The organism is Escherichia sp. E1V33 (genome assembly GCF_004211955.1).
GTDB lineage: Bacteria > Pseudomonadota > Gammaproteobacteria > Enterobacterales > Enterobacteriaceae > Escherichia.
In genome coordinates this window covers 175,270-202,009 of the sequence record NZ_RHJI01000019.1, presented here as the reverse complement: position 1 = coordinate 202,009, position 26,740 = coordinate 175,270, and the positions used below count along the sequence as shown (strand labels likewise).

Genomic DNA, 26,740 nt, shown 5'->3' with positions numbered 1-26,740 from the left:
CCATTTATCAGGAATGCCATTATGAGCCTGATTATTGATGTTATTTCGCGAAAAACATCCGTCAAACAAACGCTGATTAATCCTGGCGACGTTACGGTTGTCATTTATGAGCCCTCTGTGGTGCAGGTTCATGCTCAGGCATCTGCCGTTGCGCGTTATGTTCGTGACGGAAATGACCTGTTGATCTATATGCAGGACGGCACGGTGATCCGCTGCAACGGTTATTTCCTGCAAGCGGCAAATACCAGCGAACAATCCGAACTGGTGTTTGCCGATGGTCAACAGCTGACCCATGTCACCTTTGCCGATACCGCGGCGGGTGGATTAGCGCCCGCGGAGCTGACCGCTCAGACCACCGCAATTGAAAGCATTGCGCCGTACCTTGATATCGTCGGCCAGACGACGGCTTTCCCGTGGGGATGGCTGGCGGGGGCGGCGGTAGGTGGCGGCGCGCTTGGCGCTTTACTGGCAAGCGGTGGCGATGATGACTCAAAAACTGAAGTGGTTAACAACCCACCGCCAGCCGAACCCGGCAACGCCACGCCATCGTTTTTGGTAACCGATAATCAGGGCGATCAACGGGGTATTCTTTCCGCCAACGATACCACTGATGACACTACGCCAACCTTTAGCGGCAGTGGGCAGGCGGGGGCGACCATCCAGATTAAAGACAGCAATGGGGACACCATCGCCAGTACCCAGGTCGGTAGCGATGGACGCTGGAGCGTCGATTTGCCCACGCAAAGTGCGGGCGAACATACCTGGTCAGTGGTGCAAATCGTCGGCAGCACCATCACTGACGCCGGTTCGATAACGTTAACCATCGACAATAGTCAGGCTGCCGTACAGGTTGCCACCACCGCAGGCGATAACATCATTAACGCCAGCGAACAGGCCGCCGGGTTTACGCTTTCTGGCACCAGTAGCCATCTGGCACAGGGAACAGAACTCACCGTTACGCTAAACGGCAAAACCTACACCACAACTGTAGGGGCTAACGGTGGATGGAGCGTGCAGGTGCCGACCGCCGATGCGCAAGCGTTAGGCGAAGGGAATCAGGCGGTGCTGGTCAGTGGGAAAGATGCCACGGGCAATACGGTCACTGGCGCGCAACTGTTAACGGTCGATACCCAACCGCCGACGCTTGCTATCAATACCATCGCCCAGGACAACATCATCAGTGCTGCGGAACATAACGCCGCGCTGGTACTGAGCGGTACATCGAATGCGGAAGCGGGGCAAACCGTAACCCTGAACCTGAACGGCGTCACCCACACAGCAACCGTCGGTAGCGACGGAACCTGGCAAGTGACGCTGCCAGCGACAGAGGTACAGGCGCTGGCAGAAGGCAGCCAAACCCTCAGTGCCAGCGTCAGCGACCGGGCAGGAAACACCACCAGCAACAGTGCGAACTTCGCGGTAGACACCAGTGCGCCAGTGGTTAGCGTTAACACCATCGCTGGTGACGATATTCTTAACACCGCTGAACAGATTGTGGCGCAGATTATTTCCGGTCAGGTCAGTGGAGCTTCTCCGGGGGATACGGTCACCGTGAAGTTAGGTGCCACTGTTCTGACAGGCGTAGTGCTGGCGGACGGTACGTGGAATGTGGCGCTGGATCCGGCGGTAACCCGCACCCTGGCGCGTGGCCCTAACGATATTATTGTCACGGTTACCGATGCTGCTGGTAATACCGGCACGGCGACTCATAACATCACCCTGGCAGGCGTCGCGCCGCAAGTGGCGATAGATACCATCAGTGGTGATAACGTACTGAATGCGCTGGAGTCTCAGCAGCCGCTAACGTTAAGCGGCACCGGCAATTTACCCGATGGCGGTACGGTTAACGTGACGTTAAATAATGTCACTTATAGCGCTCAGGTTAGCGGCGGTATCTGGACGCTGAACGTCCCGGTAAGCGATGTTGTCAATCTGGCGAACACCACTTACACCGTCACAGCCAGCGCCACCGATGTGACCGGCAACACTGGCACCGCGCAGAGCAATTTACTGGTCGATACGGTGCTGCCACAGGTGATCATCAACACCTTTGCGGGCGACAACATTGTCAACAACGCCGAAGCGGCGGCAGATCAAACTCTGAGCGGCGTCGTCGTGGGCGCCGCGCAGGGCGACACGGTAACTATTCAACTGGGCGGCAATACTTACACGGCGACGGTGGGCAGCAATCTCACCTGGAGCGTGAATGTTCCGGCGGCAGATTTACAGGCGCTGGGCGATGGTCCGTTAACCATTAATGCTTCGGTTACCACCGTACATGGCAATACGGGCAGCAGCGCGCTTGATATCACCATCAGTGCCGGGCTGCCGGGGCTGCGCATTGACACCATCGCGGGCGATGATGTGATCAATGCCGTTGAGCAGCAGCAAAACCTGATTATCACCGGTAGCAGTACCAATCTGCCCGCCGGAAGAGTGGTCACTGTTTTGCTCGGTGGTAACACCTACCAGGGGGTGACCGACAGCAACGGCAACTGGCAGGTAGGCGTACCTGCGGCAGACTTACAGGCGCTGACGCCGGGTACGATAGTGGTTAATGCCAGCGCAACGGACCCCGCCGGGAACCCGGTTTCCATCGATCGCAACGTGGACGTTAATCCGGGCGCGGTGCTTATCACCATCAATACCGTCTCCGGTGATGACATTATTAATGCCGCAGAAAAAGGCGCGCCGTTAACGCTGACCGGCACCACGCAACTGGTGGAAACCGGGCAAACCGTTGTAGTGAAATTCGCCGGGCAGACCTTTACCACCACCGTTCAGGCAGGAGGCGGCTGGAGCCTGACCGTTCCTGCCAGTGCGGTGAGCAGCCTGGCAGACGGCGCGGCGGAAATTACCGCGACCGTCACTAATATCAGCGGTAACACTGGCGACACCTCCCGTACCATTACCGTCGACAGCCAGGCCCCGGCGTTGGGCATCGATCCGCTGACCGCCGATAACATCATCAACGCCGCCGAAAGCGGGCAGGATTTGCAAATCACCGGCACCACCGACGCTCAGCCAGGGCAGACGGTGACCGTCACGCTGAATGGGCAGACGTATCAGGGCACAGTGCAGTCAGATGGCACCTGGAGCGTGACCGTTCCCGCCGCGAACGTTGACGCACTGGCTGACGGCAACGCCACGGTGACCGCCAGCGTGAACGATGTCGCGGGGAACCCGACCAGCGTCTCACGCGTGGCGCTGGTGGATGCCACGCCGCCGGTGGTGACCATTAATCCGGTGGCGACCGATAACGTCATTAACACGCCGGAACATACCCAGGCGCAAATCATCAGCGGCACGGTCACCGGCGCGCAGGCGGGCGATATCGTTACCGTGACGCTGAATAATGTGGATTACACCACGGTGGTGGATGGTTCCGGCAACTGGAGCCTGGGCGTTCCGGCTTCTGTTGTCAGTGGTCTGGTAGACGGCAGTTATCCCATCAACGTTTCAGTGACTGACCGCGCCGGAAACACGGGTAGCCAGTCACTGACGGTCACGGTTGATACCGCCGCGCCAGTAATTGGTATTAACACCATTGCTGGCGATGATGTGATAAACGCCAGCGAAAAAGGGGCCGATGTTCAAATTACCGGCACCAGCGATCAGCCTGCCAATACCGCCATCACCGTGACGCTGAACGGGCAAAATTACACCACCACAACCGACGCCTCCGGCAACTGGAGCGTCACCGTTCCGGCATCGGCGGTTACCGCATTAGGCCAGGCCAACTATACGGTGACGGCGGCGGTGACCAGCGGTATCGGTAACAGCGCCACCGCCAGCCATAACGTGCTGGTCGACAGCGCGCTGCCCGGCGTGACCATTAACCCGGTGGCGAGCGACGATATTGTTAACGCCGCCGAAGCGGGCGTGGCGCAAATCATCAGCGGGCAGGTTACCGGAGCCGCCGTTGGCGACGCGGTAACCGTGACGCTGGGCGGTAATACTTACACCACCACCGTGCAGGCCGGTTTAAGCTGGAGCGTGAGCGTTCCAGCAACAGATATTCAGGCGCTGGGTAATGGTGATTTAACGGTGAGTGCCTCAGTCACCAATCAAAACGGCAACTCCGGCAGCGGCACGCGTGATATCACCATCGACGCCAATCTGCCCGGCCTGCGGGTCGATACGGTGGCGGGCGATGATGTGGTCAATATCATCGAGCACGGGCAGGCGCTGGTGGTCACTGGCAGCAGCTCGGGGCTGGCAGAAGGCACGCCGCTTACCGTCACGATTAACAACGTCGACTACACCACTGCGGTGCAGGCCGATGGTAGCTGGAGCGTAGGCGTCACGGCGGCGCAGGTTAGCGCCTGGCCTGCGGGAACAGTGACAGTTACCGTGTCCGGGGAAAGTAGCGCCGGAAATCCGGTGAGCATTACGCATCCGGTAACGGTCGATCTCACTCCGGCGGCGATCGCCATCAACACCATCGCCACGGACGACGTGATTAATGCTGCAGAAAAAGGCGCTGATTTAATCCTTTCCGGCACTACCACTAACGTAGAGCCAGGCCAAACCGTCACCGTTACCTTTGGCGGTAAAAATTACACTGCCAGCGTGGCGAGCGATGGTAGCTGGAGTGCCACCGTTCCCGCAGCCGATCTGGCGGCGTTACCCGATGGCAGCGCCTCCGCGCAGGCCAGCGTCAGCAATATAAACGGCAATAGCGCCTCGGCGGTGCATAGCTACAGCGTCGACAGTAGCGCGCCAACCATCATTATCAATACCGTCGCCAGCGACAATATCGTTAACGCCAGCGAAGCCGATGCGGGCGTGACGGTGAGCGGCAGCACCACCGCCGAAGCGGGGCAGATTGTTACGATAACGCTCAACAGCCCGACCGTGCAGACGTATCAGGCAACAGTACAGGCCGATGGCAGCTGGAGCATCAATATTCCGGCGGCAGATCTCGCGGCGCTGGCGGATGGCAGCCATACCCTGACGGCGACGGTCAATGACAAAGCGGGCAATCCGGCGAGCACCACGCATAATCTGGCGGTGGATCTCACCGTTCCGCTGCTGACCATCAACACCATTGCGGGCGACGATATTATTAACGCCACCGAACACGGGCAGGCGCTGGTGATTTCCGGTTCCAGCACCGGCGGAGAAGCGGGGGATGTCGTCACCGTTACGCTAAACAGTAAAACCTACACCACGACGCTGGACGCCTCCGGCAACTGGAGCGTCGGCGTTCCGGCGGCGGATGTCACTGCGCTTGGCAGCGGCCCGCAAACCGTCACCGCCACGGTGACTGATGTGGCAGGTAACAGCGATAGTAAGACGCACACGGTCACCGTCAACCTTACCGCGCCGACCGTTGGCATCAACACCATCGCCACCGATGACGTCATTAACGCCACCGAAAAAGGCGCGGATCTGCAAATTTCCGGCACCAGTAATCAGCCAGCAGGCACCACCATTACGGTGACGCTGAACGGGCAAAATTACACCGCCACGACGGACGCCGCAGGCAACTGGAGCACCACGGTGCCAGCCTCCGCTGTCGGTGCGCTGGGCGAAGCCAGCTACGTGGTGACGGCGAACGTCACCGACAGCGCGGGCAACAGCAATTCCGCCAGCCATAACGTGCAGGTCAATACCGCGCTGCCTGGTGTCACCATTAATCCGGTAGCGACTGACGATATTATTAACGCCGCCGAATCGGGCGTAGCGCAGACCATCAGCGGCCAGGTGACGGGCGCGGCGGCGGGCGATACGGTTACCGTAACGCTTGGCGGGAAAACCTATACCGCTACCGTGCAGGGCAATTTAAGCTGGAGCGTGGACGTTCCGGCAGTGGATATTCAGACCATCGGTAATGGCGACCTGACGGTTAACGCTTCGGTGACCAACGGCGTTGGCAATACTGGCAGCGGTTCGCGAGATATTGTGATAGACGCCAACCTGCCAGGTCTGCGCGTTGACACCGTGGCGGGCGATGATGTGGTCAATAGCATCGAGCACGCTCAGGCGCTGGTGATAACTGGTAGCAGCAGCGGGCTGGCGGCGGGCGCGGCGCTGACGGTGGTGATTAACACGGTCACTTACGCTGCAACAGTATTAGCCGATGGCACATGGAGCGTTGGTGTTCCGGCGGCAGACGTGAGTAACTGGCCTGCGGGTACGGTGAATATCACGGTAAGTGGCACTAACACAGCCGGAACAACATCCACCATTACCCATCCGGTCACCGTCGATCTGGCGGCGGTGGCGATTTCCATTAACACCGTCTCCGGCGATGATGTGATTAACGCCGCCGAAAAAGGGGCAGATTTAACCCTTTCCGGCAGCACCTCCGGCGTGGAAGCGGGGCAAACGGTCACCGTCACCTTTGGCGGGAAAACCTACACCGCCACCGTAGCAGGCGATGGCAGTTGGACAACCACCGTACCCGCCGCCGATCTCAGCGCGTTACGCGACGGCGACGCCACCGTGCAGGCCAGCGTCAGCACTATTAACGGCAACACGGCTTCGGCAACCCACGCCTACAGCGTCGATGCCACGGCCCCGACGCTTGTCATCAATACCATCGCCACTGACGATATTGTTAACGCTGCTGAGGCGGGCAATCCGCTAACCATCAGCGGCAGCAGCACCGCCGAAGCGGGTCAGACGGTAACTGTCACGCTTAATGGCGTGACTTACACCGGCATTGTCCAGGCGGACGGAAGCTGGAGCGTCAGCGTACCGACGGCAGATCTCAGCAACCTGACCGCCAGCCAGTACACCGTCAGCGCCTCGGTAAGCGATAAAGCAGGCAACCCGGCGTCCACCACTCACGGGCTGGCGGTGGATCTCACCGTGCCGGTGCTGACCATCAACACCGTCTCCGGCGATGACATTATTAACGCCGCCGAACACGGACAGGCGCTGGTGATCTCCGGCTCCAGCACTGGCGGCGAAGCGGGCGATATCATCACCGTCACGTTAAACAGTAAAACCTATACCACCACGCTGGACGCCTCCGGCAACTGGAGCGTCGGCGTTCCGGCGGCAGACGTTACTGCGCTGGGCAGCGGTCCGCAAATCATCACTGCGGCCATTACCGACGCGGCAGGCAACAGCGATGATGCAAGCCGCACGGTCACCATAAATCTCACCGCGCCAACCATTGGCATCAACACTATCGCCAGCGATGATGTGATTAACGCAACGGAAAAAGGCGCGGACCTGCAAATCACCGGCACCAGTAATCAGCCTGCGGGCACCACCATCACGGTGACGCTGAACGGGCAAAATTACACCGCCACCACAGATGCTTCCGGTAATTGGAGCGCCACGGTGCCAGCCTCGGCAGTTAGCGCATTGGGTGAAGCTAACTACACGGTAACGGCAAACGTCACTGATACGGCAGGCAACAGTAATTCCGCCAGTCATAATGTGCTGGTCAACAGCGCCTTGCCTGCCGTCACCATTAACGCGGTGGCGACCGATGACATTATCAACGTTGCCGAAGCGGGCAATGCGCAAACCATCAGCGGCCAGGTGACGGGTGCCGCGGCGGGCGACACGGTTACCGTTACGCTGGGCGGCAACACCTACACCGCCACGGTGCAGGCTAATTTAAGCTGGAGTGTCAGCGTTCCGGCGGCGGATATTCAGGCGCTGGGCAACGGTTCTCTTACGGTCAACGCATCGGTCACCAATGCCGTGGGCAACAGCGGCAGCGGCTCGCGGGATATCACAATCGACGCCAATCTGCCTGGCCTGCGGGTCGATACCGTGGCGGGCGATGACGTTATTAACAGCATTGAGCACAATCAGGCGCTGGTGATCACCGGCAGTAGCACCGGACTAACAGCGGGAACGGCGTTATCGGTCGTGATTAACGACGTCACTTACGCTGCCACGGTGTTAGCCGACGGCACATGGAACCTCGGCGTTCCGGCGGCAGACGTCAGCAACTGGCCTGCGGGTACGGTGGATATTACGGTAAGCGGCACCAACAGCGCCGGAACAACCTCCACCATTACCCATCCGGTCACTGTCGATCTGGCGGCGGTTGCCATCACCATTAACACCCTTTCCGGCGATGATGTGATCAACGCCGTCGAAAAAGGCGAAACGCTGGTCGTAAGCGGCAGCACCAGTGGTGTGGAAGCCGGGCAGACGGTGACCGTCACCTTTGGCGGTAAAAATTACACCACTACTGTGGAAGCCAACGGCAGCTGGACGGTGAACGTACCGCCTGCCGATCTCGCTGCCCTGCCGGACGGCGCGGGCAACATACAGGCGAGCGTCAGCAATATTAACGGCAACAGCGCCCAGGCGGATCGTGCGTACAGCGTCGATGCCACCGCGCCGCTTGTGACCATCAACACCATCGCCAGCGACGATATTCTCAACGTGAGCGAAGCGGGCGCGGGTATCACCATCAGCGGCACCACCACGGCGCAGGCCGGACAGACGCTGACCGTCACGCTCAATAACAATACGTACCAGACCACCGTCCAGGCCGATGGCACCTGGAGCGTGAATGTTCCGGCAACGGATTTAAGCGGGCTGACTGCCAGCAGTTATACCGTGACTGCGACAGTGAGCGACAAAGCGGGTAACCCGGCAAGCGCCGATCACGCGCTGGCGGTGGACGTTACCGCGCCGGATCTCACCATTAACACCGTCGCGGGTGATGACATTATCAACGCCATCGAACACGGTCAGGCGCTGGTCGTCAGCGGCACCAGCACGGGCGCGGAACCCGGCGATGTGGTGACCGTCACGCTCAACGGTAAAAACTACACCACCACGCTGGATGCCTCCGGTAACTGGAGCGTGGGCATTCCGGCGGGGGATGTCACGGCACTGGCAACCGGAAGCCAGACCATTACCGCCAGCCTGAGCGATCGCGCGGGCAACAGCGACAGCGCTACCCATAATGTGACCGTTGATCCCAGCGGCCCGACGCTGAGCATTAACACTGTCTCCGGCGATGACATTATCAATAATGCGGAGAAAACCCAGGATCTGACCATCAGCGGCGGCTCCAGCGGTCTGGCGACCGGCACCACGGTCACCGTGATGTTGAACGGCCTGGCGTACAACGCTACTACCGACGGCTCCGGCAACTGGAGCGTTACCGTGCCTGCTTCGGCGGTTGGCGCGCTGGGCGAGGCGGTCTATTCGATTAGCGCCAGCGCCACCGACAGCGCGGGCAACAGCGGCAGCACCACCCATACGGTGAATGTCGAATCGCTCCTGCCTGGGGTGATCATTAATACCGTGGCGGGCGATGACATTATCAACGCCGCTAAAATCGTTGTGGCGCAGACCATCAGCGGTCAGGTCACGGGAACGGCGGTTGCCGGGAATACGGTGATTGTTACCATTGGCGGCAATCAATATAACGCCACCGTGCAGTCAGATTTAAGCTGGAGCGTCAGCGTACCGGCGAACGTTTTGCAGGCGCTGGGTAACGGTGAACTGACCATCAGCGCCTCGGTGACCAATTCCGCAAATAATACCGGCACCACAACGCGCGACATCGTGATAGATGCCAACCTGCCAGGCCTGCGAGTCGATACCGTGGCAGGCGATGATGTGATTAACAGCATTGAGCACACTCAGGCGCTGGTGGTCACCGGTAGCAGCACTGGGCTGGTAGCGGGGGCGGCGTTGACGGTGGTTATCAACGGCGTCACCTACGGCGCAACGGTCCTCGCCGATGGCACCTGGAGCGTCGGCGTTCCGGCGGCAGATGTCACAAACTGGCCTGCGGGGACGGTCGATATTGCCGTCTCTGGCACCAACACCGCCGGAACCACAACCAGCATTAGCCATCCAGTCACGGTCGATCTCGCAGCCGTGGCGATTACCATCAACACCCTTTCCACTGACGATGTGATTAACGCCGCCGAAAAAGGCAGCGATTTGCAGCTTTCCGGCACCACCTCCGATGTGGAATCGGGGCAAACCATCACCGTTATCTTCGGCGGCAAAAGCTACACCACCACGGTTGCCGCGGATAATAGCTGGGGGCTGACGATCCCAGCCGCCGATCTCGCAACCTTGCCAGATGGCGCAGCAAACGTCCAGGCCAGCGTCAGCAACGTCGCAGGTAACAACGCCCAGGCCACACATGTTTACAGCGTCGATGCCACCGCGCCCTCTGTCACCATCAATACGATTGCCTCCGACGATATTCTTAACGCCGCCGAAGCGGGATCGGCGCTGACCATCAGCGGCACCAGCACGGCGGAAGCGGGGCAGACGGTGACCGTGACGCTAAACGGCGTGAATTACAGCGGCAACGTGCAGGCAGATGGAAGCTGGAGCGTCAGCGTACCAACTGGCGATTTAGCCAACCTTACCGCAAGCCCCTATACGGTGAGCGCGGCGGTCAGCGACAAAGCCGGAAATCCGGCTTCGGCAACGCATAACCTGACGGTAGATCTCGTTGCTCCGGTCGTCACCATTAACACGGTGGCGGGTGATGACATCATCAACGCTACTGAACACGGACAGGCGCAGATTATCAGCGGCTCGGCAACGGGCGCGACTACCGGTAATACGGTTTCCGTGACGATTGGCACGACCACCTATACCACCGTGCTGGACGTCAACGGCAACTGGAGCGTCGGCGTGCCTGCCAGCGTCATTTCCGCGCTGGCGCAGGGCGATGTGACCATTACTGCCACGGTTACCGACTCCGCAGGCAACAGTGGCACGGCCTCGCACACTGTCAGCGTGGCGCTCGGTGCGCCGGTACTCGGCATTAACACCATCGCCGTCGATGACATTATTAATGCCACGGAGAAAGGCGCGGATCTGGCGATTTCCGGCAGCAGCAACCAGCCTGCGGGCACGCAGGTAACCGTGACGCTCAACGGGCAAAATTACACCACCACTGCTGATGCTTCCGGCAACTGGAGCGTGACCGTTCCGGCGTCCGCCGTAAGCGCCCTCGGTGAAGCCACTTATACGGTGACAGCCTCCGCCACTGACGCCGATGGCAACAGCGGTTCCGCCAGCCATAACGTTCAGGTTAATACCGCGCTGCCGGGCGTCACCATTAACGTGGTGGCAACGGACGATATTATTAACGCTGCCGAAGCGGGCGCGGGCCAGACCATCAGTGGGCAGGTGACGGGGGCTGCGGCAGGCGATACCGTTACCATAACGCTCGGCGGGGCGACTTACACTGCCACGGTGCAGGCGAATTTAAGCTGGAGCGTTAATGTTCCGGCCTCCGCGCTACAGGCGCTGGGCAACGGCGAGCTGACCATTTCGGCTTCGGTAACGAACAGCGTAGGCAATACCGGTAACGGCACGCGTGAAATCACCATCGACGCGAATCTGCCCGGTCTGCGGATCGACACCGTGGCGGGCGATGATGTGGTCAACATTATCGAGCACGATCAGGCGCTGGTGATTACCGGCAGCAGCTCCGGTCTGGCGGCGGGCAGCAACGTCACGCTGACCATTAACGGGCAAACCTATGTTGCGGCGGTACTGGCGGATGGCTCATGGAGCGTCGGCATTCCGGCGGCAGATGTCAGCGCCTGGCCTGCGGGGACGGTCACAATTACGGCGAGCGGCAACACCACCGCCGGAAACCCGGTCAGCGTCACCCATCCGGTGACTGTCGATCTCTCGGCGATTGCCGTCAGCATCAACGCCATTACCGCCGATGATGTGATTAACGCCGCTGAGAAAGGCGCGGCGTTAACGCTCTCTGGCAGCACTACTGGTGTGGAGGCCGGACAAACGGTCACCGTCACCTTTGGCGGCAAAACCTACACAGCAAGCGTCGCGGCGAACGGTTCGTGGAGCACCACGGTTCCGTCGGCAGATATGGCAGCCCTGCGTGATGGAGATGCCAGCGCACAGGCCAGCGTCAGCAATGTTAACGGCAACAGCGCCAACACTACCCACGCTTACAGCGTCGATGCCAGCGCACCAACGGTGACCATTAACACCATTGCGGGCGACGACATTCTTAACGCCGCCGAAGCCGGAGCTGCGCTGACCATCACCGGCAGCAGCACGGCGGAAGCGGGGCAGGCGGTGACCGTCACCCTCAATGGCGCAAACTATACCGGCACGGTTCAAACGGACGGTAGCTGGAGCGTCAGCGTACCGTCAGCCGACTTAAGCACCCTGACCGCCAGCAACTACACCGTTAGCGCAGCGGTGAGCGACAAAGCCGGAAACCCGGCCTCGGTTAATCACAACCTGACGGTAGATACTTCCGTTCCGGTCGTCACCATCAACACGGTGGCGGGTGATGACGTGATCAACGCGGCGGAACACACCCAGGCGCAGATCATCAGCGGCTCCGCCACCGGTGCGGCAACTGGTAGCACCGTGACGGTGACTATCGGCACAAATACCTTTACCACGGTGCTGGACGCCAGCGGCAACTGGAGCGTCGGCGTTCCGGCAAGCGTCGTCTCGGCGCTGGCAAACGGCACGGTGACCATTAACGCCAGCGTCACCGATGTCGCCGGTAACAGCGGCAGCGCCACGCATCAGGTGACGGTCAACACCGGGCTGCCAACCATTACCTTTAACGCCATCAGCGGCGATAACGTCCTGAACGCCGATGAAAAAGGCCAGCCGTTGACCATCAGCGGCGGCAGTACGGGGCTGGCGACGGGCGCACAGGTTACCGTCATGCTCAACGGTCACAACTACAGCGCCACCACCGACGCGTCGGGCAACTGGACCTTAACGGTGCCGGTGAGCGATCTGGCGGCTCTAGGCCAGGCCAACTATACCGTCAGCGCCAGCGCCACCAGTGCGGCGGGCAACACCGCCAGCAGTCAGGCGAATTTACTGGTCGACAGCGGCCTGCCGGGTGTCACCATCAACACCGTGGCGGGCGACGATATTATCAACGCCGCCGAAGCGGGCGCCGATCAAACCGTCAGCGGGGTGGTGACTCGCGCCGCCGCTGGCGATACGGTTACCGTGACGCTGGGCGGCAACACTTACACCACCACGGTACAGGGCAACTTAAGCTGGAGTATCAGCGTTCCGGCAGCCGATCTCCAGGCGCTGGGCAATGGTGATTTGACCATTACCGCCTCGGTCACCAATGCTAATGGCAACACCGGCAGCGGCACGCGGGATATCACCATTGATGCCAACCTGCCGGGGCTGCGGGTGGATACCTTGGCGGGCGATGATATCGTCAACAGCATCGAGCACGGACAGGCGCTGGTGATCACTGGCGGCAGCAGTGGCCTGAATGCAGGTGCTGTGCTGACGGTTACCATCAACAGTGTGGCGTATTCCACCACGGTACAGGCGGACGGGAGCTGGAGCGTCGGCATTCCGGCGGCAAGCGTCAGCGCATGGCCTGCGGGGCCGTTAACCGTTGAGGTAGCCGGGCAAAGCAGCGCCGGAAATCCGGTCAGCGTCAGCCATCCGTTCACCGTCGATTTAACGGCGGTGGCGATCAGCATCAACACCGTTACCACCGACGATGTAATTAACGCTGCCGAAAAAGGCACTGACCTGACCCTTTCCGGCAGCACCAGCGGGATTGAAAGCGGGCAAACTGTCACCGTCACTTTTGGCGGCAAAACCTACACCGCAAGCGTCGCTGCCAACGGGAACTGGAGCGTAACGGTTCCGGCGGCAGATCTGGCAACCCTACCAGACGGCGCGGCGAACATGCAGGCCAGTGTCAGCAGCGCGAGCGGCAACAGTGCCTCGGTGACTCATGCGTATAGCGTTGACGCCAGTGCGCCGACGCTCACCATTAACACTATCGCCAGCGATGACATCCTTAACGCCGCAGAGGCCGGAAGCCCGCTCACCATCAGCGGTACCAGCACTGCCGAAACCGGGCAGGCGGTGAGCGTCACCCTTAATGGCGCTACCTACACCGGCACTGTACAGGCGGACGGTAGCTGGAGCGTCAGCGTTCCCTCGTCAGCCTTAGGCGCGCTGAACGCAAGCAATTACACCGTCAGCGCGACGGTCAACGACAAAGCGGGCAACCCCGGCAGCGCCAGCCATAATCTGGCGGTAGACACCACCGCGCCCGTTCTCACTATTAACACCGTGGCGGGCGATGACATTATCAACGATGCCGAACACGCTCAGGCGCTGGTGATCTCCGGCACCAGCACGGGCGGGGAAGCGGGCGATGTGGTGAGCGTTGAGCTCAACGGCAAAACCTACACCACCACCCTGGATGCCTCCGGCAACTGGAGCGTCGGCGTTCCGGCGGCGGATGTTACTGCTCTCGGTAGCGGTGCGCAGACCATCACTGCCAGCGTCAGCGATCGGGCGGGCAACAGCGATGACGCCAGCCGTACCGTGACCGTCAGCCTCAGCGCGCCAGTGATTAGCATCAACACCATCGCGGGCGATGACGTGATCAACGCGACGGAAAAAGGATCGAATCTGGCGCTTTCCGGCACCAGCGATCAACCCGCAGGTACGGCGGTTACCGTCACGCTGAATGGACAAAACTACAGTGCCACCACGGATGCCTCCGGCAACTGGAGCGTTACCGTGCCTGCCTCGGCGGTCAGCGCGCTGGGCGAAGCCACCTACAGCGTCACGGCGAGCGTCACCAACGCCCAGGGCAACAGCAGCACCGCCAGCCATAACGTGCAGGTCAATACCGCGCTGCCGGGCGTCACCATTAATCCGGTGGCGACGGACGATATTATCAACGCTTCAGAGGCAGGCAGCGCGCAAACTATCAGCGGCCAGGTAACCGGTGCGGCGGCGGGCAGCACCGTCACCGTTGAACTGGGCGGTAAAACTTACAGCGCCACCGTGCAGCCAGATTTAAGCTGGAGCGTCAGTGTGCCTGCCGCCGACTGGCAGGCGTTGGGTAACGGTGAGTTAACGGTTAATGCCTCGGTAACCAACGCCGTTGGCAACACCGGCAGCGGCTCGCGCGATATCACCATCGATGCCAGTCTGCCCGGCCTGCGGGTCGATACCGTTGCAGGCGATGATGTGGTCAATATGATCGAACACGTTCAGGCGCAGGTGATTTCCGGCAGCAGCTCCGGTTTTGCGGCAGGCACGGCGTTGACGGTGGTGATTAATAACCAAACTTACGCCGCGACGGTGCTGGCGAACGGCAGCTGGAGCGTCGGCGTTCCGGCGGCGGATGTCAGTAACTGGCCTGCGGGAACGCTGAACATTACCGTTAGCGGGGCGAATAGTGCCGGAACGCAAACCAGCATTACCCATCCGGTGACCGTTGATCTCACTACCGTCGCCATCAGCATGAACAGCATCACCAGCGATGATGTGATTAACGCCGCCGAAAAAGGCGCAGCGTTAACGCTCTCCGGCAGCACGTCCGGCGTCGAAGCGGGGCAAACCGTCACCGTCATCTTTGGCGGTAAAACCTACACCACCACGGTGGCGGCAAACGGTAGCTGGAGCACCACCGTTCTGGCGGCGGATATGGCGGCTCTGCGCGATGGCGATGCCAGCGCCCAGGTGCGGGTGACTAACGTCAACGGCAACAGCGCCACAGCAACGCACGAATACAGCGTCGATAGCGCCGCGCCAACGGTCACCATCAACACCATTGCCAGCGATAACATCATCAACGCCAGCGAAGCGGCGGCAGGTGTGACGGTCTCCGGCACAAGCACGGCGCAAACGGGGCAAACGCTCATCGTCACGCTAAACGGCACTAACTACCAGACCACGGTGCAGGCAGACGGCAGCTGGAGCTTAACGCTGCCTGCCAGCGACTTAACCGCGCTTGCCAATAACGGCTATACCCTGACCGCCACGGTCAGCGATCTGGCGGGTAACCCTGGCAGCGCCAGCAAAGGTGTGACCGTCGATACCACCGCGCCGGTGATAAGCTTTAACACCGTGGCGGGCGATGATGTGATTAACAACGTCGAACACACTCAGGCGCAGATTATCAGCGGCACCGCCGCGGGCGCGGTGGCGGGCGACCGCCTGGTGGTGACCATCGCCGGGCAGCAGTATGTCACCAGCACCGATGCCAGCGGCAACTGGAGCGTCGGCGTGCCTGCCAGCGTGGTTTCCGGCCTTGCAGACGGCACGGTGACCATCAGCGCCACCATCACCGATAGCGCAGGCAACAGCAGCACGCAGACGCACAACGTGCAGGTGAACACGGCGGCAGTGTCGCTCTCGGTCAGCACCATCAGCGGCGATAACCTTATTAACGCCGCCGAAGCAGGCAGTGTACTGACCCTTAGCGGCACTGGCACTAATTTCGCGACAGGTACAGTGGTGACCGTGTTGCTTAACGGCAAAGGCTACAGCGCCACCATTCAGAGCAACGGGAGTTGGAGCGTGAACGTGCCTGCGGCAGACGTTGCGGCACTGGCGGATGGCACCAGCTACACGGTCAGCGCCTCCGCTCAGGACAGCGCCGGAAACAGCGCCACGGCCTCGCGCAGCGTAGCGGTAGATCTGACCGCACCGGTTATCAGCATCAACACCGTTTCGACGGACGATCGACTCAGCGCCGCCGAACAGCAGCAACCGTTAACCCTTAACGGTTCAACCAGCGCGGAAGTGGGGCAGACGGTCACCGTCACCTTTGGCGGCAAAACTTACACTGCCACGGTTGCCGCCAATGGCACCTGGGCGCTGAACGTGCCTGCGGCGGATCTGACCGCGCTCGGGCAGGGCGCGCAGACCATTACCGCCAGCGTGAACGATCGTGCCGGTAACCCCGGTCAAACCACGCACGCCCTGACCGTCGATACCATTGCGCCAACGGTCACCATCGCCACCGTGGCGGGTGACGATATTATCAACAACGCTGAACAGCTCGCCGGGCAAACCATCAGCGGCACCACCACCGCCGAAGTGGGCCAGACGGTAACCGTTACCTTTAACGGGCAAACCTGGACCGCAACGGTCGGTAGCGGCGGAAGCTGGTCGGTGTTTATTCCGGCGCAACAGTTTGCCGGATTAAGCGACGGCAGCTACACCATTAGCGCGACGGTTAGCGATCAGGCCGGAAACCCCGGCAGCGCCAGCCGTGGCGTGACGCTGAACGGCGACGTGCCCACCGTCACTATCAACACCTTTGCGGGCGACGATGTAGTGAACGCGGCGGAACACGGCTCGTCGCTGGTGATCAGCGGCACCACCACCGCCCCGGTCGGACAGACGCTGACCCTGACTTTAAACGGCAAAACCTACACCACCACGGTACAGACCGGCGGTAGCTGGAGCTACACCCTCGGCAGCGCCGATGTCACCGCGCTGGCGGACGGCAATGCCTACGTGATTAACGCCTCGGTGAGCAACACCATTGGCAATACCGGCAGCAGCAATCACACCATTACCGTGGATCTCAGCGCTCCGGCGATGGGCATTAATATCGATTCCCTGCAAGCCGACACCGGCCTTAGCGCCAGCGACTTTATCACCAGCGTCAGCCCGGTGGTGGTCAACGGCTCGCTCACCGCCGCGCTTGCCAGTAACGAGACGGCGCAAATCAGTATCGACGGCGGCGTAACCTGGACCACGCTTACCGTTACCGGCACGACCTGGCGCTATAACGACAGCCGCACGCTAACCGATGGTAACTATCTCTATCAGGTGCGGGTGATTGACGCGGCGGGCAACGTCGGCGCGACTGACAGCCAGAACGTGGTGATCGACACCATCGCGCCAGATCCGGCGGTGAAAACCATCGCCATCAGCGCGATCACCACCGATACCGGCTTGATCACTAACGATTTTGTTACCAGCGACACGACGCTTGCGGTGAGCGGCACGCTGGGCGCGGCGCTTTCTGCCGGTGAGTTCGCGCAAATCAGCATCGATGGCGGCACAACCTGGCAGAATCTTTCGGTAAGCGGTTTGACCTGGACATATCTTGACGGGCGGACGCTGACCGACGGTAATTACAACTATCAGGTGCGGGTGATCGACACCGCCGGAAATATCGGCGCCACCGCCAGCCAGATAGTCACCGTGGACACCACCGCGCCGCTGGCGAGCAAAACCATCACCATTGCGGGCATCAGCGATGACACCGGGTTAAGCAGCAGCGATTTTGTCACTCGCGACACCACGCTGACCGTGCGCGGGACGCTCGGCGCGGCGCTTGCCGCCGATGAACGGGCGCAAATCAGCCTCGACGGCGGCGTCACCTGGACTACGTTAACCGTTATCGGCACCAGCTGGAGCTATGCCGATGGTCGCACACTGACTGATGGCACCTGGAACTACACGGTGCGGGTGGTGGATCTGGCGGGGAACGTCGGGCAGACCGCGACGCAAAACGTGGTGGTCGACACCACCAGCCCGGAACCGGCGAAAAGTATCACGATTACCGGTATCAGCGATGACACCGGAGCCAGCAGCACTGATTTTATTACCAGCGACACCTCGCTTACCGTGCGCGGCGTGCTGGGGGCTGCGCTCGGCGCTAATGAGTTCGCGCAAATCAGTACCGACAACGGCGCAACCTGGGTGAACGTGACCGTCGCCGCAGACGGCCTTAACTGGAGTTACGTTGACGGGCGAACCCTCACCAACGGCACCACCACCTGGCAGGTGCGGGTGGTCGATCTGGCGGGCAACGTTGGCGCAACCGGCAGCCAGTCGGCGCAGATTGACACCGTTAACCCGGCGCAGGTGCTCACCATCGCCAGTATCAGCACCGACACGGGGAGTTCGGCAACTGACTTTATCACCAGCGACACCACGCTCACGCTGACCGGTTCGCTGGGAGCGGGGCTTGCCAGCGGCGAAGTGGCGCAGATTAGCCTTGATGGCGGCGCGACCTGGATCACCCTCACCACCAACGGTACGCAGTGGACTTACACCGACAGCCGCACGCTGACCGACGGCAGCTATGTTTATCAGGTGCGGGTGCTGGATCTGGCGGGTAACACCGGCCCGGTGGTATCAAAAACGGTGGTAGTTGATACGATTAACCCCACCGCCACGCCGACGATTGTGTCGTATACCGATGATGTCGGGCAGCGGCAGGGAACGTTAAGCAGTTCGCAGGCCACTGACGATACCACGCCGCTGTTAAACGGCGTGCTCTCTGCGCCGCTTGCCAGCGGTGAAGTGGTTTACCTCTACCGTAACGGGCTGCTGTTAGGCGCGGTAACGATGGTCGGCGCACTGAACTGGACCTACAGCGACAGCGGGCTGGTCAGTGGTGCCTACACCTACAGTGCGCGAGTGGTGGATCTGGCGGGGAATATCACTTCCTCCAGTGATTTTGTTCTGACGGTCGACACCTCGATTCCGACGACGCTGGCGCAAATCACCAGCCAGACCACGCGCGACACCACGCCGATTATTAGCGGGGTGATCACGGCGGCACTCGCCAGCGGGCAGTATGTTGAAGTAGTAATCAACGGCAAAACCTACACCTCGCAGCCGGGCGGCGCGGTAGTGGTCGACCCGGCGCATAACACCTGGTATGTACAGTTGCCGGATACCGACGCGCTGGCAGCGTCTGCGACCGCCTATAACGTGACCGCGCAGGTAAAAAGCTCGGCGGGCAACGGCAATACCGCTAACGTCAGCAATGGCACGGTGACGGTGAACGCAGCGATTGATTACACACCGACCTGGACCACCGCCAATAAAACCACCGCTTGGGGGCTGACCTACGGCCTTGACACACACGGGATGTGGACGGTGCTGGCAAACCAGCAGGTGATGCAATCGACCGACCCGCTGACCTGGTCGAAAACTGCCCTGACGCTGTACCAGAGCGGCAACAGCTACGCCACCAGCTCCATCGCCGATTACGACCGTAACGGCACGGGCGATCTGTTTATCACCCGTGATGACTATGGTACGGGCTATATCAACGGCTTTACCAATAACGGCGACGGCACGTTTTCCAGCGCCATTCTGGTCGCCGTCGGCACCTTGACGTGGTATGGCTCGGTAGTGGCGTTTGATAAAGAGGGCGATGGCTATCTCGACTTCTGGATTGGCGACGCGGGCGGGCCGGACTCCAACACCTTCCTGTGGAACAACGCAGGTACGCTGGTAGGCAACTCTACCGTTGTGAACAACGGAGGGAGCGCCACGGTGGGCGGGGTGGTGAACGGCTATCTTTCACTCAACGAAGGTTCCGGCGTCGATCTTAATAACGACGGCAAGGTCGACCTGGTTCAGCACACCTTCAACCTGAACAACTATTACACGTTGTCTTCGCTCATCAGCCAGGGCAACGGGACGTTTGTCTGGGGGCAGAACACCATCAACACCTTCCTCAGCGTTGCAGGCAGCGGTGGTAACTCGACGTCTGTCTCCATGACCTGGGCCGATTTTGACGGTGACGGCGATATGGATCTGTTCCTGCCTGCCAGCCAGGGAAGAGCTAACTACGGCTCGCTGTTATTCAACACCAACGGCGTGCTGGGAAATCCGGTGGCGGTGGGGGCAACGGCAACCACTTACGCCAGCCAGTTTAGCGTGGCGGTGGACTGGAACCACGACGGCCTGATGGATATCGCCCGTATCGCCCAGACCGGGCAGTCGTATCTTTATACTAACGTCAGCAACGCCAGCAACTGGACGCAGTCGGTACTCGGCGGCAGTCAGAGCGGCACCACCAGCGGCGTGGCGGCAATGGACTACGACTGGGACGGCGCGGTGGATGTGCTGGTGACCAAACAGTCGGGCAGCGTGTTCCTGATCCGCAATACCAACACGGTGAGCTACGGCACCTCGCTGCATTTGCGCATCACCGATCCTAACGGTATTAACGTCTACTACGGCAATACCGTAAAACTGTACAACTCGGCGGGGGTGCTGGTCGCCACGCAAATCATCAACCCGCAGTCGGGGATGGGGGTTAACGACACCTCGGCGCTGGTCAACTTCTACGGGCTGAACGCCGGAGAAACCTACAACGCGGTGCTGATCAAATCCACTGGCACCACCGCCAGCAATATCGATCAAACGGTCAATACCACCTGGGGCGGTTTACAGGCTACCGATGCCACTCACGCTTACGACCTCAGCGCCGAAGCGGGTACGGCGAGCAATAACGGCAAGTTCGTCGGCACCGGCTATAACGACACCTTCTTCGCCACCGCAGGCACCGACACCTACGACGGCTCCGGCGGCTGGGTGTACAGCTCCGGCACCGGAACCTGGCTTGCGAACGGCGGGATGGATGTGGTTGATTTCCGGCTCTCGACGGTGGGCGTGACCGCGAACTTAAGCGTCACCACCGCGCAGGCCACCGGCTTTAACACTTCGACATTTACCAATATTGAGGGGATATCCGGCTCGAACTTTAACGATACCCTCACCGGCAGCAGCGGCGATAACCAGCTGGAAGGGCGCGGCGGCAACGACACCATTAACATCGGCAACGGGGGCCACGACACCTTGCTCTATAAACTGCTCAACGCCAGCGACGCCACCGGCGGCAACGGCTCGGACGTGGTGAATGGCTTTACGGTAGGCACCTGGGAAGGCACCGCCGACACCGATCGCATTGATATTCGCGAGCTGTTGCAGGGCAGCGGCTACACCGGCAACGGCAAAGCCAGCTACGTCAACGGCGTGGCGACGCTGGATGCGCAGGCCGGAAACATCGGTGATTTTGTCAAAGTCACCCAGAGCGGCAGCGACACCATCGTGCAGATCGACCGCGACGGCACGGGCGGCACTTTTGCGACAACTAACGTGGTCACGCTGACGGGCGTGCATACCGACCTCGCCACTTTGCTGGCGAATCATCAGTTGATGGTGGTGTAGATAATGAAAAAAAATGCCCAGTCCGTGGAAGCCTGGCTGGAGGCGATGATCGCCGTGGCGCGCTATTATCGCCTTGATTTTTCTCAGGAGAACGTGCGCGCAACCGTCAACTGGGAGCGCGACAGCAAGCGGGAAGAGTTGCTTACCGATATGGCGCGGCAGTTGGGGATGGGGCTGCGGTTGGTGGAGTTTTCCGCCGACTCGCTTAACCCCTGGCGGCTGCCGCTGATCGCGGTGTTTGATAATCAACAGATTGGCGTGATCACCCGCCGCGACAATTACGACAATATCAGCGTTCAGTTCAGCGGTGACGAAGGGCTGGAAACCACGCTTAATATCGCGGATATTGAAGACAAAATCGTCGAACTGGCGCTGCTGCGCCCGCTCAGCGCCATCCCTGACGCGCGGGTAGATGACTACATTCGTCCGTATCAGGCGAACTGGTTCTGGAGCCTTTCGCTAAAAGACTGGCGGCGCTATGGCGATATTATGCTGGCCTCGCTGGTGGCGAACGTGCTGGCGCTGGCGGCGATGATTTTCTCGATGCAGGTTTACGATCGGGTGGTTCCTGCGCAGTCCTATCCGACGCTATGGGTGCTTTTCGCCGGGGTGATGATGGCGATCCTGTTTGAGTTCTGTATGCGCATGGTGCGCACGCATCTCTCGGATATGATTGGCAAGCGGGCGGATCTGCGCATTTCGGACCGCGTTTTTGGTCATGCGCTACGGCTGAAAAACAACGTGCGCTCGAAATCCACCGGATCGTTTATCTCGCAGATCCGCGAGCTGGAATCGGTGCGGGAGCTGATTACTTCCACCACCATCGGCGCGGTGGCGGACCTGCCATTCTTCCTGCTGTTTGTCTTTATTTTGTGGATGATCGGCGGCTGGCTGGTGCTGGTGGTTTTGCTGGCGCTGCCGTTGCTGGTGATCCCCGGCCTGCTGGTGCAACGCCCGCTGGCGCGGCTGGCGAACGAAGGAATGCGCGAGTCAGCGGTACGCAACGCTACGCTGGTGGAAGCCGTGCAGTCGATTGAAGATATTAAACTGCTGCGCGCCGAACAGCGTTTTCAGAATCAGTGGAACCACACCAACGACGTGGCCTCGTCCATCAGCATGAAGCAACGTTTTCTCACCGGGCTGCTGCTCACCTGGACCCAGGAAGTGCAGTCCATCGTCTACGTGGTGGTGCTGCTGGTGGGCTGCTTTATGGTGATGAACGGCGACATGACCACCGGCGCGCTGGTCGGGACGACGATCCTGGCTTCGCGCACCATTGCGCCGCTGTCGCAGATATCCGGCGTGCTCTCGCGCTGGCAGCAGGCGAAAGTAGCACGTAACGGCCTTGATGAACTGATGAAGCGCCCGGTGGATCAGCCGGAACACGGCAAACTGGTGCATAAAGCGGTGCTGCACGGTAATTATCAGTTCAGCAACGCGGTGTTTTATTACGACGAAGAAGAGAAGATTGCCGATGTAGCGATTGGCAAACTCAACATTCAGGCTGGTGAGAAAATCGCCATTCTCGGGCGCAACGGCGCGGGTAAATCGACGCTACTGCAAATGCTCGCCGGAATGCGTATCGCCCAGCAGGGGCAGGTGTTGCTGGATAACATCAGTATCGGGCAGCTTGATCCGGCAGATCTGCGGCGAGACATGGGGCTACTCAGCCAGACCGGGCGACTGTTCTTTGGTTCGCTGCGGGAAAACCTCACCATGGGGATGCCGGAAGCCAGCGATGAAGATATCGAACGCGCGTTAACCCTCAGCGGAGCGCTGCCCTTTGTGCAGAAGCAGAAAAACGGCCTCAACTACATGATTCAGGAAGGGGGATTTGGCCTCTCTGGCGGTCAGCGGCAAACGCTGCTGCTGGCGCGGCTACTCATCTCTCAACCCAATATCGTCCTGCTCGACGAACCCAGCGCCTCGCTGGACGAAATGGCGGAAGCGTATTTAATCGAACAACTGAAACAGTGGATTGGGCATCGCACGCTGGTTATCGCCACTCACCGCACGGCGATGCTGCAACTGGTGGACCGCATTATCGTGATGGATCAGGGGCGGATTGTGATGGATGGCGCGAAAGAGGCCATTTTGCGTGAACAGAGCGAACCCACGGCGCGACGGGTGGTGTTGCAGGAGAAGAATAAGGGGTCTGCTGCATGAACGGACAACTGCAATACAACCGTGGCCTGACTGAACCCCGCTTGCCGCGTTCGGCGCTGGCGGTACGCGTTACCGCTGTGATGCTGCTCTGTTTTCTCGGCTGGGCGTGGTACTTCCAGCTTGATGAAGTCACCACCGGCAGCGGCACGGTAGAACCCTCCGGGCGCGAACAGGTGGTGCAGTCGCTGGAAGGCGGAATTCTGTATCATCTCGACGTGAAAGTTGGCGATATTGTCGAACTGGGCCAGCCGCTGGCGCAGCTTAACCGCACCAAAACGGAATCCGACGTCCAGGAAGCGATGTCGCGGCTGTACGCTGCGCTGGCAACCTCGGCGCGGCTGCGGGCGGAAGTGAGCAATAAACCGCTGGTCTTCCCTGACGAACTGAATAAATTCCCCGAACTTATCGAGTCGGAAACGGCGTTGTACAACACTCGCCGCGACGGGTTGAACAAAGCCACCACCGGGCTGACGCAGGGGATTAGCCTGGTCAATCGCGAACTGGCGATGACCCAGCCGCTGGTAAAACAGGGGGCAGCGAGCAGCGTCGAAGTACTGCGCCTGCAACGCCAGGCCAATGAACTGGAAAACAAACTCAGCGACGTGCGCACGCAATACTACGTTCAGGCGCGCGAAGAGTTAGCAAAAGCCAATGCGGAAGTGGAAACCCAGCGTTCGGTGATCCGTGGACGGGAAGACTCTCTCACCAGGCTCAACTTTACCGCGCCGGTGCGAGGCATTGTTCAGGATATTGACGTCACCACGGTTGGCGGCGTCATCGCCCCCGGTGGTAAACTGATGACCATCGTGCCGCTGGATGAGCAACTGCTGATTGAGGCAAAAATCTCCCCGCGCGATGTGGCGTTTATCCATCCGGGGCAAAAATCGCTGGTGAAAATAACTGCCTACGATTACTCCATCTACGGCGGCCTGCCGGGAGAAGTAGCGGTGATATCACCAGACACAGTGCAGGATGAAGTGCGGCGCGATGTTTATTACTATCGGGTGTACATTCGCACTTTCAGCAACCATCTGGAAAACAAAAGCAAACAGCAGTTTCCGATATTCCCCGGTATGGTGGCGACGGTCGATATCCGCACCGGCAAAAAAAGCGTGCTGGATTATCTGTTGAAACCCTTTAACAAAGCACAGGAGGCGTTGCGCGAACGATGAACATTAGCGATGTAGCAAAAATTACCGGCCTGACCAGCAAAGCCATTCGCTTCTATGAAGAGAAGGGGCTGGTGACGCCGCCGATGCGCAGCGAAAATGGTTATCGAACCTACACGCAGCAGCATCTCAACGAATTGACCTTACTGCGCCAGGCGCGCCAGGTGGGCTTTAACCTGGAAGAGAGCGGCGAGCTGGTGAATCTGTTTAACGACCCGCAGCGTCACAGTGCCGACGTCAAACGTCGCACGCTGGAGAAGGTGGCGGAGATTGAACGGCATATCGAAGAACTGCAATCTATGCGCAACCAGCTACTGGCGCTGGCGAATGCCTGCCCTGGCGATGACAGCGCCGACTGCCCAATTATCGAAAATCTCTCCGGCTGCTGCCATCATCGGGCTGGGTGATTAAGGCTTGCGAAAATAGTCGTCCATTATTTTCGTCAGCTCCGGACGTTCGCCGTCATCGTTGATGGCAAAATCCAGAAAAAAGGCATCTGCTTGCGGCGTTCGGGTTTGCGCCATTAACCGGAAGGTGAGGGGGCGATAAATGGCGTATGCCGGATGACTGATAACGAATCGGGCAAAGTCAACAAAAAGCGGCGAGTGTGTGAAAAACAGCGCCTGCAAAATTACATCAGCCTTTTCATCCTCCCCAAAACCTTGTTGGATCATGCGATTAATACGTGTTTCGCTCAAATTCCCGGCCTCAACAATTTGCCAGACTTGATCCAGTGAAGGGTAACGGCTGACGCTCTGCTGCAACTCTTCTGACCAGGTTTCGGATGGGCTTACGTGCTTATCAGGGCCGAAACTCTCCCATGCGCTGGGCGGCAATTTTTTCCACGCGGTGAGTTTTGGTATGCGGTATTGCAGCTCTGTTTTGTGCAGAAATTCCCTGCCCGGAAATACCAGGGTTTGCTGCTCATCATTAAAACGAGTTGCCGTGCTGAGCACCAGTGTTTTGAGCGGTCGACCTTCCAGCGCGGCGGCAGTGGCTTTATGGTGTCCGTCGAGCAGAACGCATAGATAGGAATCAGGGAGATACCAGGCCAGAGCGCGGGCGTCCGGTTTATCGCGATAAAACGTCGCACGCTCAGGATTAAAATGTGATTGCGGCTGGCCGGGTAGAAGAAAGCAGGGCGCGGTGTCACTGAAAGAGCAATATTCCTGATCCCAGACGGCAACGGTTGCCGGATTACTGGAACTATGGTCCGTTGCCGCCCAAAAGAAATGCCCATTGCCATCTGTCGGGTAAAGTTCACGATCTTCCAGCAGATAATAGCCATCAGCCAGGCATGAGAACAGCGGCGTCAGTGCAGCAAAAGCGTCCGTCATGCCAGACCACGGGCGATTCCAGTTTTCGAGAGCAGACAAAAACCGGGCAGCTCCCTGTTCATTATCCGCAAAACCGCTGTAGACAAATTCCGCGCAGGTGGGGCAGTCGGCCTCGGACCAGAAACGAATCAATGGGACATCTTGCCAGCAGAGCGAACGGATAAGCCCGTAAGGGTGCGGATCGTAAGTCACACATTGACGCAGAAATCCTTTCCCGGACTTCACCGAAAAAATGACGCCTGCAGCGGTATTTTTCAGTAGACGTACTTCAGGTTTTCGACAAGGGAAAAGCATGGCCACTCCTTAGCCAAAATTTCAGTTCCCTGAACTGTGCCAGAAAATTACGCTGGTGACTATTGCTCTGGAAATGGAAACGGT

The 26,740-nt window shown here is 59.7% G+C and carries 5 protein-coding genes; 4 read left to right on the top strand and 1 reads right to left on the bottom strand.

What is annotated here, in order from left to right; genetic code table 11:
• The first annotated feature begins 21 nt into the window (after positions 1-21).
• The 4 genes from D9742_RS17555 to cueR are packed head-to-tail and all read left to right on the top strand — an operon-like array spanning position 22 to position 25,432.
• Positions 22-21,690, top strand: coding sequence for an Ig-like domain-containing protein (locus D9742_RS17555; protein WP_130237720.1), 21,669 nt, complete (start codon positions 22-24; stop codon positions 21,688-21,690).
• A gap of 3 nt (positions 21,691-21,693) precedes the next feature.
• Complete coding sequence (locus D9742_RS17550) at positions 21,694-23,856, top strand: type I secretion system permease/ATPase (protein ID WP_130237719.1); 2,163 nt, start codon at positions 21,694-21,696, stop codon at positions 23,854-23,856.
• On the top strand, positions 23,853-25,028 hold the full coding sequence (locus D9742_RS17545; protein WP_130237718.1) for an HlyD family type I secretion periplasmic adaptor subunit: 1,176 nt from the start codon (positions 23,853-23,855) through the stop codon (positions 25,026-25,028). The genes D9742_RS17550 and D9742_RS17545 overlap by 4 nt, the downstream gene beginning before the upstream one ends.
• A complete protein-coding gene (cueR, locus tag D9742_RS17540; RefSeq protein WP_001026752.1) occupies positions 25,025-25,432 on the top strand; it encodes a Cu(I)-responsive transcriptional regulator in 408 nt (135 codons plus the stop codon). Before D9742_RS17545 ends, cueR begins: the two co-directional genes overlap by 4 nt.
• Here cueR and D9742_RS17535 read toward each other — a convergent pair whose 3' ends face one another.
• Positions 25,433-26,656 carry a hypothetical protein gene (locus D9742_RS17535; RefSeq protein ID WP_130237717.1) on the bottom strand — a complete coding sequence of 408 codons (1,224 nt, stop codon included), beginning with the start codon at positions 26,654-26,656 and terminating at the stop codon, positions 25,433-25,435.
• Between the last annotated feature and the right edge of the window lie 84 nt (positions 26,657-26,740).

Bases quoted from the DNA above. Each gene is read 5' to 3' on its own strand.
- D9742_RS17555 (WP_130237720.1), top strand. From the start codon at position 22: ATGAGCCTGATTATTGATGTTATTTCGCGAAAAACATCCGTCAAACAA.
- D9742_RS17550 (WP_130237719.1), top strand. From the start codon at position 21,694: ATGAAAAAAAATGCCCAGTCCGTGGAAGCCTGGCTGGAGGCGATGATC.
- D9742_RS17545 (WP_130237718.1), top strand. From the start codon at position 23,853: ATGAACGGACAACTGCAATACAACCGTGGCCTGACTGAACCCCGCTTG.
- cueR (WP_001026752.1), top strand. From the start codon at position 25,025: ATGAACATTAGCGATGTAGCAAAAATTACCGGCCTGACCAGCAAAGCC.
- D9742_RS17535 (WP_130237717.1), bottom strand. From the start codon at position 26,656: ATGCTTTTCCCTTGTCGAAAACCTGAAGTACGTCTACTGAAAAATACC.